This window comes from Brevibacterium aurantiacum, from assembly GCF_900169065.1.
Classification (GTDB): domain Bacteria; phylum Actinomycetota; class Actinomycetes; order Actinomycetales; family Brevibacteriaceae; genus Brevibacterium; species Brevibacterium aurantiacum.
The window spans coordinates 135,082-146,115 of sequence record NZ_FXZB01000011.1 but is presented as its reverse complement, the minus strand read 5'-3'; the positions used below and the strand labels follow the sequence as shown (position 1 = coordinate 146,115).

Annotated in this window: 11 protein-coding genes; 8 read left to right on the top strand and 3 right to left on the bottom strand. The window is 59.8% G+C overall.

The genetic code is table 11. From position 1 onward, the window contains the following. The first annotated feature begins 34 nt into the window (after window positions 1-34). From BAUR9175_RS09500 to BAUR9175_RS09475, 5 genes are all read left to right on the top strand, one after another. Window positions 35-1,009 carry an MFS transporter gene (locus BAUR9175_RS09500; protein ID WP_257944302.1) on the top strand — a complete coding sequence of 325 codons (975 nt, stop codon included), beginning with the start codon at window positions 35-37 and terminating at the stop codon, window positions 1,007-1,009. 113 nt (window positions 1,010-1,122) lie between these two features. After that, window positions 1,123-1,488: a zinc ribbon domain-containing protein YjdM gene (locus BAUR9175_RS09495; RefSeq protein ID WP_069599925.1), complete on the top strand. Its 366-nt coding sequence runs from the start codon at window positions 1,123-1,125 to the stop codon at window positions 1,486-1,488. Between the two features lie 1,136 nt (window positions 1,489-2,624). Continuing rightward, entirely contained in the window at window positions 2,625-2,906 is a 282-nt protein-coding gene (locus tag BAUR9175_RS09485) for a type II toxin-antitoxin system RelE/ParE family toxin (RefSeq protein WP_009883719.1), read from the top strand. A 9-nt stretch (window positions 2,907-2,915) separates the two neighbouring features. Next, window positions 2,916-3,215: a HigA family addiction module antitoxin gene (locus BAUR9175_RS09480; RefSeq protein ID WP_009883720.1), complete on the top strand. Its 300-nt coding sequence runs from the start codon at window positions 2,916-2,918 to the stop codon at window positions 3,213-3,215. Window positions 3,216-3,248: 33 nt separating this feature from the next. Beyond that, a complete protein-coding gene (locus BAUR9175_RS09475) occupies window positions 3,249-4,439 on the top strand; it encodes a PD-(D/E)XK nuclease family protein (RefSeq protein ID WP_009883721.1) in 1,191 nt (396 codons plus the stop codon). 76 nt (window positions 4,440-4,515) lie between these two features. Here the strand turns inward: BAUR9175_RS09475 and BAUR9175_RS09470 are convergent, their stop codons facing one another. Together BAUR9175_RS09470 and BAUR9175_RS09465 are read right to left on the bottom strand one after the other, a co-directional pair. Then, window positions 4,516-5,556, bottom strand: coding sequence for a methionine synthase (locus BAUR9175_RS09470; RefSeq protein WP_101583632.1), 1,041 nt, complete (start codon window positions 5,554-5,556; stop codon window positions 4,516-4,518). A 17-nt stretch (window positions 5,557-5,573) separates the two neighbouring features. Then, a complete protein-coding gene (locus BAUR9175_RS09465) occupies window positions 5,574-6,566 on the bottom strand; it encodes a putative oxygenase MesX (protein WP_101583623.1) in 993 nt (330 codons plus the stop codon). A 125-nt stretch (window positions 6,567-6,691) separates the two neighbouring features. On the opposite strand from BAUR9175_RS09465, the gene BAUR9175_RS09460 reads away from it, so the two are divergent. Together BAUR9175_RS09460 and BAUR9175_RS09455 are read left to right on the top strand one after the other, a co-directional pair. Continuing rightward, the gene (locus BAUR9175_RS09460; protein ID WP_029417202.1) at window positions 6,692-7,633 is read left to right on the top strand and encodes a LysR family transcriptional regulator; all 942 of its coding nucleotides are present in this window, start codon (window positions 6,692-6,694) and stop codon (window positions 7,631-7,633) included. A 156-nt stretch (window positions 7,634-7,789) separates the two neighbouring features. Then, window positions 7,790-9,019: an alpha/beta hydrolase gene (locus tag BAUR9175_RS09455; protein ID WP_096158604.1), complete on the top strand. Its 1,230-nt coding sequence runs from the start codon at window positions 7,790-7,792 to the stop codon at window positions 9,017-9,019. Here the strand turns inward: BAUR9175_RS09455 and BAUR9175_RS09450 are convergent. Next, window positions 9,016-9,903, bottom strand: a complete 888-nt coding sequence (locus BAUR9175_RS09450; protein ID WP_096160941.1) for a bile acid:sodium symporter family protein — start codon at window positions 9,901-9,903, stop codon at window positions 9,016-9,018. The two genes, BAUR9175_RS09455 and BAUR9175_RS09450, sit on opposite strands and share 4 nt — an antisense overlap. A 276-nt stretch (window positions 9,904-10,179) precedes the next feature. Here BAUR9175_RS09450 and BAUR9175_RS09445 point away from each other — a divergent pair, with 276 nt between their 5' ends. Beyond that, window positions 10,180-11,019, top strand: a complete 840-nt coding sequence (locus BAUR9175_RS09445) for an alpha/beta fold hydrolase (protein ID WP_096160942.1) — start codon at window positions 10,180-10,182, stop codon at window positions 11,017-11,019. Window positions 11,020-11,034 lie beyond the last annotated feature (15 nt).

Genomic DNA, 11,034 nt, shown 5'->3' with positions numbered 1-11,034 from the left:
TTTGAACCAGTGACGATGAGCTGATGGGCGGCCAGTGGCCCCGACGTCCACGGCTGCTGGCCCCCACAGGCAATATCGGTGGCCCCCAACCGCACGATCGGGTGGCCCCCAAAGCTTCAAATACTCAGTCATCGGCACGCTCGAGAGCGCAGCTGATAACGCCGCGGTCTCTCTCGTTCCCGGCCTTGTCCAGAAGGGCAAGCTGGACACGGCAAATGGTCGGATCTCGGCCGCGCAACTCATAGCCGACGAATTCGCTGGTCCGCCACTCGGCGGGTTCCTCTTCGCGATCGCTGCAGCTGCCCCCGTCTACGCAATGGGCGGGCTTTGGGCAGCTGCGGGCTTGATCGCGCTTGCACTACCCGTGCATCGGGGCAGACCATCTGAGGCGGTTGCGCCCAGGGCGCGCGCCTCGGTATGGCGAGAAGCCGTGGCGGGAGCAACGTGGCTCGTGCACCACCGCCTCGTCGGGGGATTGGCATTGATTGGAGCCTTGGCGAGCATCGGCTACATGCTTCCGTTCTCCATCCTCGTCATTTTCGCTCAGGAGCAGCTGGGGGTCGATGGCGTTGGGTACGGGCTCATCCTGGCCGTGTCCGCGCTCGGTGGGCTCGTCGGCTCCTTCGCGACAGCTCGTATCCGCTCACGGATCGGTTACCGCTGGACGATCGTTGCAAGTTTGCTCACCGGGGCCGCCTCATTGCTGGCCCTCGCTGTAACTGGCAATGCAGTGGTTGCCTCGGTGCTACTGGCGATCTATATTCTCCACGCCGTGGTGTGGGGGATCTGTGCGACGTCGCTTCGCCAGCGTCTCGTGCCAGATGCGCTCCTCGGGCGGGTCAATGCCGCGTCGCGCGTCCTTGGGTTGATCGGCCTTGCCCTTGGATCATTAATCGGCGGGCTTCTCGCTGGCGTGCATCTCGCGTTGCCCGTGGCGATGGGTGGTGCGGTGTTCGTGATCTGCGCCGGCTTTGCTCTCGCCGTCGTCCGGACCATCGATACCGACTGAACCGTATGGTTGTGCGTGGTGTGGTCTAGCGCGCGGAGGCTTCTCTGCCGCGGCTGCGAAACCGGTGCAATCAGAGGTTGCTATTTGCGGCGACGTGGTGGAGTTCCGTTTCAATGTCTGATCAGCTGCCTTCGTGCCCTGAATGCTCGGAGTCGTACACCTACGAACAGGGCGCGCTTCTCGTGTGCCCGATGTGCGGCCACGAATGGACGCCCGCTTCGGACAGTGATGATGAGTCGTCGTCTGCCGAAGGCGAGGTTATCCGTGATGCCGTCGGCAATCTGCTCGCCGACGGCGATGCGGTGACAGTCGTGAAGGGTTTGAAGGTCGCCGGCAGCGGCGGTGGTACCATCAAGGTCGGGACCAAGGTCAAAAGCATTCGGCTGCTCGAGCAACCGGTGAACGGCCACGACATCGACGCCTCTGTGCCCAGCCTCGGGCGGATCTACCTGAAGTCCTCGGTGGTCAAGAAAGCCTGAGGAGACATTCGCCGTCATTCTTCCTCAACGGTGAGGGGGATGACGCCACGAATTGTGCGGCCTGACGGCATGGCAGGGGACTGCGCCGTCGTTCCACCCGATTGAGTTGGGGGTCCGGCTAGTTGCGCCAGCACAAACCCGGCATACACGACTCGGTTCTCCCTCATCAATGGCGTGAACGAGGATAACTCGAGGCCTAATTCATTCGTCGCAACGGTGGCTAAAGTCGAGCTGTGCGTCACGATGGACAGTGATGACAGTCAGCGCCACCGGTCGGGAAGACTCGCACTGAAAAGAGCGTCTTGAGGCTCAGTGCATGCCTAGCAAATCCGAGCTGATAATTGTCTCGCAGATATGCCGTATGAGCCCGGCTACAGGCCGGGCTCTGGATTCCGAATCTGTTGTACATCCAGCCACCCGAAAGCTTTCGCATCAGCTTCAGTGAGTGGTGCGGGTCCGATAATGTCCGTGCGGAAGGTAACTACCGTGCCCGACCCCCTGCTGCCTGCGACTGAGGCCAAGGCACGGTCGGGAATGCCAAACCGATAAGTCTGTGACCACGAACCGTTTTCGCGATAGTTTTCGTGAACGAGTACGGAGCTCAGTGCCGCGACCGTCGACATGCCTCTTCTTGGTAGTCCATCGCATAGGAAGTGCTGCGGAGATCCTGGCGTGAATCGCACATCTGGAGTAGCCATTACGGGCTTGCGGATCGCAATCCCATCGGTGTCCCGTCTCGTATCGGTACCACGTCCATCGTCCGCGACCGTGACCCATCCGTTTGGCAGGTGGGTGACAGTCGTGAACCCTTTCCGTCCCTGACTTTTGGCCTCGTCGTTGGCATAAGCAAGGATTTCAAGGATGAGGTGACGACTGCCTCCCGCGAGATAGGGCTTTTCGAGACGTGCCCTGACTTCAGCGAGATGCTCAATATCAAGGTCAGCGTCCCAATTGTGTGTGGTAGTCTCCCAGCTCGAACGATGGCTCATTTGCCCATTTTAGTGACTGGGCATGGAAGAGACAGATGAAGCTGCGCTTTGTCGAGTGGGACTGAAGCATTGGAATGTGCCGGAACTTGATGAATTACCGATTTAACGTATGGCGTTATTGACGCGTTCCGTTATAAACTGGATGGCGTGATCAGATCGTTTGCCGACCGCGACACCGAGCGTGTGTGGCGTCGTGAACCGGCGAGGCGACTTGATCCTCGTATTCACAAGACTGCGAATCGGAAGTTGCATCAGCTGGATGCAGCGGTGTCGCTCGATTCCATGCGTGTTCCGCCCGGTAATCGTCTGGAGTCACTCAGAGGTGATCGGGCTGGTCAGCATAGCATTCGCATCAACGATCAGTGGCGGATCTGCTTTAGGTGGACCGGTGCCGGTGCAGAAGAAGTCGAGATCGTGGACTATCACTGAGGAGGGGCGATGTCCGAGAAGCTTTACCCGCCGATCCATCCGGGGGAAGTCCTCATGGAGGATTTCATCGAGGGGTTCGGTATCACGCAGAATAAGCTCGCTGTGTCGATCGGTGTGCCACCTCGGCGTATCAATGAAATAGTGCACGGAAAGCGTGCCATCACTGCCGACACAGCTTTGCGTTTGGGGCGGTATTTCGGTGTGGAGCCGCAATTCTGGCTTAACCTGCAGAGTCGTTATGATCTGGAGCTTGCAGAGGAACGCGTGTCCGACCAGGTCGCGGCAATCACGCCGCTTAAGGTTGCGTAACTACAACCGAGACCGGACGGATAGCATTGGCCCATGGCCATACGACCCTCGGACATGAACAACTTCGTAACGGCGCTTCTACCTTCGCTGTCGCAGAGCCTGGCCGAACAATTCAACATTTTTCGGGTGATGCATCATGGCACGCACGAGAAGCAGCTTTCCAACGTATTCGTATGGCTGCTGGATGCTGATGCGACTCACGAGTTCGGTGACAAAGTTCAACGCGCCTTCCTTTCGAGGGTCAATGCAACACGATCGGTTGATTCGCAGTTGCCGTTGTCCGGTTATCACGTAGTGCAGGAAGTTGACACGAGAGCGCAGCAGGAGATCGCTGACGAGAGCAGTATGGATATTGCGGATATCGTCCTTTCCCGTCCAGAGGCCGCAGTCGTCATTGAAAACTACGGGACCTCGGATGGCCACGGACATGACTTTCACAGATACCTTGCACACGGAGCTGCCGGAGGTCGATCAGCTGCGGTTGTCCTGCTGTGCCATCGTTATGAGGCGCACCTGCAGCGAGAGGGTTGGGAACAGGCAACCGTCGTCACATACGCCGAGATACTGAGTGACCTTCAGAATTACATTGATCGAGACAAGAATTGGTCCCGACGACATCCCGAGCAGCTCTTCTTCATCCGGCAGATGATGGAGCATTTTGTGGAAGGCGCAGCAGCAGTGGACATTGATGATCAGATTTCCTTTATCAAAGCTATGTGCGAGACAGGGGAATCGGCGAGATACGGATATCGGCCTCGGGACCGAGCAGCACAAGAATTTGCTGAATCTGTTGCTGAGCATGCGCGCCGTCAGTTCGATGACAGCCGTTCGACGCTCGCGGCGGTCAAAGACGGACTGCGAAGGTATGCACGAACGGTATTGACCGATCAAGTGAATGAGAGCACCGAACTCGGGCGCATCCAGAAAGTCGTGACCCGATTCGTTGGACAGTGGGAGTGGTGCGTTGAACTGCAGCGCGCAGATGCGCAGCCTACGATCTTCCTCGAGTTCGGGCCTACCGCCGCAGTTGAGAATGGACGGGTAGCTGACCCCCTGGATGCTCCTGACTATTCTCGTATTTTCTTGACCCTTCAAGATGCCCGGCGAGACGGTATCGCGCTCATCATAGAGACGGAAGTCAGTCTCGGCGAGATCATTGAAGGTCTGTCTCGAGATGATGTGCGCTTGCGGGATGCAGTGCTTGCTATGACGGCAGAAGTCTGACCCGTACAAAGCATACCTCTCGCTGACGGCCCCCGCCTGAGGACCGTCAGCCACGCGGTATCTATGCAGCCAGGAGTCAGGGCTTAGCCGCGGCGAGTTCCTCGCGAACGATGCTTGTTCCCGCGCTCAGTGCGCTCAGCTTTTCGAAGGCAACATCCCGCGAAAAGGGCGCCATGCCGCAGTTCGTGCTCGGGACGAGCTTGTCCGAGTCGACGAATCTGAGAGCCCGGCGAAGGGTGTCGGCGACCTCCTCTGGAGTTTCGATGGTCTCATTGGCCACGTCGATGGCTCCGAGCATGACCTTCTTGCCGCGGATGAGCTCGATGAGGTCCAACGGGACACGGGAGTTGTGGCACTCCAGTGAGACGATGTCGATGGTCGACTGCTGCAGGAGCGGGAATGATTCCTCGTACTGGCGCCATTCGGACCCGAGGGTAGCTTTCCAGTCGTTGTTTGCGGTGATCCCGTAGCCGTAGCAGATGTGAACCGCCGTCTCCGCGCGCAGTCCTTCCGCAGCTCGCTCCAGCGTGGCAATTCCCCAGTCCTTCATCTCGTCGAAGAAGACGTTGAAGGCAGGCTCGTCGAACTGGATGATGTCCACTCCGGCCGCTTCCAAATCCCGCGCCTCCTGATTGAGGACAGCGGCGAACTCCCAGGCCAACTTCTCGCGACTCTTGTAATAGCCGTCGTAGAGCGTGTCGATCATTGTCATCGGGCCCGGGAGCGCCCACTTGATCGGTTGGTCGGTCTGCTGACGGAGGAACTTGGCGTCGTCGACGAACACTGGCTTCTCACGGCTCACGGCGCCGACCACAGTGGGCACGCTCGCGTCATAACGATCACGGATTCGAACCGTTTCGCGCTTCTCGAAATCGACTCCGCTGAGGTGTTCGATGAACGTGGTGACGAAGTGCTGGCGGGTCTGTTCTCCGTCACTGACGATGTCGATGCCGCGGTTGGTCTGTTCGTGGACTGCGATTCGCAGAGCATCCTGTCGTCCCTCGGACAAGGCCTCGCCTCGCAGATTCCATGGTGACCAGAGGGTCTCAGGCTGGGCGAGCCACGTCGGCTTCGGCATGCTGCCGACGATCGAAGTGGGCAATAGAGTCGGCTTCATTGATTCTTCTCCGGTGGTCATGCGGCTGGAACGGGATAGTTGGCGGCCCACTGATCGAGCATGTCCCGGTGTGGGTTGACGAACGTCTCTGCGGTGTACTTTCCCTGCTTGACTGCGAGCTGGCTGCGTTCGACGCGATCGTAGGTGATCGGTGTCTCCGAGAAGTCGTCCCGTTCCAGTGTCGGCCGATAGATGTCTTCGGCGGCCACGTGCGCGTTGTAGATCTCCGGTCGATAGATCCTCTGGAAGGTCTCCATCGTGCTGATCGTGCCGATGAGCTGCAGATTGGAGTAGTCGTTGAGGAGATCGCCGCGGAAATAGAAGGCGAGGGGCGCGACGCTGCCTGGCGGCATGAAGTATCTCACCTGCAGTCCCATCTTTCCGAAGTAGTCATCGGTCAGCGAATATTCGTCTTGCTGGTACTCCACGCCGAGAACCGGATGGTGATTCGCGGTCCGATGGTAGGTCTTGCTCGTCGACACACTGATGCAGACGACGGGTGTCATCTGGAACCGTTCCCGATACGCTGCGGAATCGAGGAAGTGCTGGAACAGCTTGCCGTGCAGTTCACCGAAGTCATCAGGGACCGTGAATTCGCTCGCGGACTCGTTGGCAGCCGGAAGTCGCACGCTGAAATCGAAATCGCGAACATAGGACGAGAAGTTGTTTCCCACGATCCCGGGATGGCGGTCACCAGTCGCTCGATCAAGGATCTGGACATCCAGAACCTCGAGCAAGGGGAATTCCTGTTCGTTGCCGGCGGCGGTGAACTGCAGCTGTCCAGAGACGATCTCGAGGTCGACAGCGTAGCGGTCCCCGGCGGGGTTATCCCAATGGGCGAGGTCGTTGAACCGGCGATTGATCGTCGTCAGGGTGTTGCGGAGGTTCTGCTGACGGTGTTCGCCCCTGGCGAGGTTCGCGAAGTTCGTCGTGGCCCGTGAACTATCCGACGGGGAGTAGTGCTCGTCGAATCGGGTGGTGGTGATGTTGAATGTGAATTCGGTTGTCATGGACGTCCAATTCGGTGTCTGATCGGCCGGGATCGGCCTTGCGGAGGTCTTCGAAATCCATCCTGCAGGCAACGGCTGGTTATCGGGTAACTTGGTTGAACTATGGGTTCATATAGTCTTTATCTATGTCCCGAGGATTGAGAAGCATCACACTGCTGCAGCTCCACTACTTCATCGAGGTTGCGGCGGAAGGGTCGATCACAGCCGCTGCCGATCTGCTCTATGTCTCCCAACCGACGATGTCGGCGGCAATGAAAGATCTTGAGACCCGCGTAGGTCGGGCGCTGCTCTTCCGATCAGCCCGCGGCGTGACACTGACTGTGGACGGCGCGGAGTTCCTCGGCTATGCGCGGCAGGTCGTTGAGCAGGCGGAGCTCCTTGAGCAGCACTATCTCGGTCGGCCCCCGTCGCGACGCCTGCTCGGTGTATCGGCGCAGCACTACTCATTCGTGGTTGATGCGTTCGTGCGGATGGTCAAGGCCAGCGATGCGGCCGAGTATGAGTTCTCGCTTCGAGAGACTCGCACTTGGGACATCATCGAAGATGTTCGCACGCTCCGCAGCGAGCTCGGCATTCTCTATCGGAACGACTTCAACCAGAAGGTCATCGACAAACTGCTGCGAGATTCCGGGCTTGTCTTTCACCCGCTTTTCCTTGCAACGCCGCACATCTTCATCTCCCGGAAGAATCCGCTTGCCGCCCGAGATCGCGTCACCCTTGACGACTTGGCCGAGGTGCCACGACTGACCTTCGATCAGGGAGCGAACAACTCCTTCTACTTCGCCGAGGAGATTCTCTCCACTTTGTCGAGCAAGCAGGAGATCAGGGTCTCCGACCGTGCGACGATCTTCAATCTCATGATCGGGCTCGACGGCTATACGATCTCGACGGGCATCATCAGCGATGACCTCGATCCAGAGATCGTCGCGATTCCACTCGACGTCGACGAACGCATCGAGATCGGGTGGATCGACCATTCCGGCATTCCGCTCACCGAACAGGCCCGTCGCTACCTCGAGGAAGTGCGTGCCGTTGTCACGGGATTCGAACTCGAGCTGATCGGCTGACTCTGACGAGGTGAGTCTCACGCGCACGGGTGATTGCTCACGTATCCGTGCCAGGCCCTGCGCTAGAGTGTCCTCTGGCGTCAGCATGTGATCGCAACGATGAGATCTGATGCAGGTGGAATGTCAACTTGGAAGATCGAAAGTTGAGGACCGAATATGGCCGACAGCACGAGTTTGCAACAGCACTCGAAAAGTGGGGGAGTCGCAAAGGCGTTCTGGGTCGTGGTGCTCGTCCTCGGGCTCATACTGGGCGCAATCGCTGCGATCTTCGGACTCGCGTCGCTGATTCCCGGGCTTGGGTCCCTCAGTACGTTTGCCGCTCGGTTCGCGCCTACTGTGGCGCCGATAGCGGCTCTTGTGGGCTTGATCGTGGTCTTCGTCGGAATCATGGCTGTGCGCAGAAATCGTCGGCGCACCGGAACCGTCACGACGGTGCTCGGCGGGATCGGTGCGGTCGCGAACATCGCTGTGGTCATCGTTCTCGTCGGCGCCATCACCTCGGCCGGCGGATCGGTCAACTTGCTCACTGCGACGTTCGGGCTCTCCGCAATGGATTCGGAGTCGCCCGACCGCTACGAGGTGTACGACACGACAAGCTCGGGGGACGACCTGTCCTTGTCGATCTACGAGCCGAAGAATGCGAAAGGCTCGACACCGACCATTATGGTCGTCCACGGTGGCGGTTGGATCGCGGGTGAACCAGATGCAGTGAGCTCAGAGCTTCGCACCCTGGCTGACCACGGCTATTTGGTTGTAGCGGTCGAGTACGAACTTGCCACCAAGGACAACGCGACCTGGAATAAGGCACCTGCGCAGGTGGCGTGCGCGGCGAGCTGGATTCAGTCTCACGCCGACACGCTCGGTGCAGATATGGATCGTCTCGCGTTCTGGGGTGAGAGCTCCGGCGGCAACCTGGTCGCCAACACCGCGGGCGCCGCGGCGGACGGTACCGCCGAGTCGTCGTGCGGTGGAAAGGTTCCCGCTCCAGCTGCCGTTGTCACCGACTACCCCGCGTTCGACGTGACTGGTCTCTACGAGAACGCCCCTGCGGGCCCGGGCGCGGGCACAGGCTCGCGCATATTCGCGACCAGCTACACGGGTGGCACGCCCGAGGAATTCCCGAAACGCTACGCCGCGGCGGATTCCGCCACGCACCTGACTGCTGCGGCCCCGCCGACACTCGTGATGACTGCGATGCGTGATGACGTCATCATTCCTGCTGACCAGTTCGAATGGGTCGACGCGGCCCGAGACCGTGGAGTCGACGTCGAGACGGTGCAGATTCCGCTCGCAAACCACGCCTACTCGCAGAAGGCGAAGAACTCCATCGGCAGCCAGGGACACCTCAGCATCGGAGAGGCCTACCTGTCCGAACGACTTCGCTAGCCCTGCAGCTGCGGCTCTTTGGCCGCTGCGGTGCGTGTGCCCCGGCTGATTGCGAAGCCGAATGCCGTAGCGAGGATGTACATGAGGATCGAATAGATGACGGCCGGGATAGCCACCTCGGTGCTGTTGAGCACGCTGAGGGCGATGGTCAGGGCGATGGTCGTGTTGTGGATGCCGATCTCCATCGATGTCGCGATTGCCTGCGGTGCACCCAACTTCAGCAGACGGGCGCCGAGGTAGCCGAGAGTGAGGCTGATCAGGCAGAAGAGTCCGGTGGCCAGGCCGACCTGCTGGAAGTAGTCGACGAGGTTCTCCCGCTCGCCGAGCAGGGCGCCGACGGCGACCACGACGAGGACGATGATCGAGAAGATCCGCACCGGTCGGTCCGCCCGCTCCGCGAAGCTGCGGGCGTAACGACGTACCACCATGCCGAGAGCAACAGGGATCAGCACGATGACCATCACCTGGATCAATTTGCCCAACTGCAGGCCCAGCTCTCCGTCGGCGTCGAAGTAGCCGATGGCCAGGTTGGTGATCACGGGGATGGTGAATGCCGCGAGCACCGAGTTGACTGCTGTGAGGGTGATGTTGAGCGCCACATCACCGCGGAAGAGATGGCTGAAAAGGTTCGCAGTGGGGCCACCGGGAGAAGCCGCCAGCAGCATCAGCCCGACCGCCAGGCGCGGATCGACATTGAACCCGACGACCAGACCGAAGGCAATCAGCGGCAGGACGAGGATCTGCAGGACGAGAGCGATGCCGGCAGCCTGCGGGGATCGGACGACTCGGCGGAAGTCGTTGACTGTCAGAGAGAGGCCGAGGCCGAACATGATGATGGCCAGGGCAATGGGCAGGCCGACAGAGATGAGCGCAGAATCATTCATTGATGCGGAGTCCTTGAATTCGAGTTGGTCACGCTCAAGGTGGCCACCGGGAACACCGCATGCGGGTTACTGGCGGGTAGTTGCGTTGTATGACCAGTATCAGGTGAGAAATGTCACAGCTCAAATTTCTGACGGGACAATTTTTCGCGATCTGCAGGTGCTCGCGATCTTTCCAACAAGGTCCATTTGCACGTAGGCACAGCGTCCGACCCGACGACCGACGCCGGTACATTCGCGGCTAAACGTTGATGCGAGAACGCAGTGCTATCGTGCCGTATGGCCATCATCACAGTGAACGGCGTCGAACTTGGAGTTGAGAGTTTCGGGCGCGAAGAAGATCCCCTCGTGCTGCTCGCGGGCGGAACCACGATGTTGTCGTGGCCGGACTCGCTCTGCGTAATGCTGGCCGAAGGCGGACGCAGAGTCGTTCGCTACGACCTGCGTGATTCCGGTGCTTCAACCACAAAGGACCCGGAGAACCCGTCATATGACCTACGAGATCTCGCCGCCGATGCAGCGGAGCTCGTCACAGCTCTCGGCGCGGAATCCGCCCACCTCGGCGGACACGGAGTCGGAGGCATGGCCGCCCAAGTTGCCGCACTGGATCATCCGGAGTCATTTTCAGCACTGACGCTGGTGAGTACCCGCCCGGTTGCGCCCGGTCCTGTCGATGATGACCTGCCAGACCATGATCAGTCGGTGATGTCCGATGTATTCTCGCGTCCTCAGCCGGATTGGACGAACCGTCACGCCGTCGCCGAGTACGCAGCCGAGAGCGCCGCTATTCTGGGCAACGATCCCGCACAGGCTCAGGAGATCGCTGTTCGGATCTGGGACCGAACTCCGACATCGGACCCCTCGGTCCACCAGGCGAATCAGCTGGGTATGGTCTTCTCCCGAATAGACTGTTCACCACGATGGCGCGAGGGCCTCGGTGACCTGCGAGTACCGAGTCTGGTCGTCCACGGCAGGGCGGACCCATTCTTTCCCGTCGGCAATGGTCAAGCACTTGCCGCAGCGATCCCAGCAGCACAGCTGTTGACCTACGAGGATATGGGAACGCAGATACCGGAATGGGCGACCGACGGTATCGCGACCGCCATGCTTCGCCTCTGAACCCGAAAGGAAACC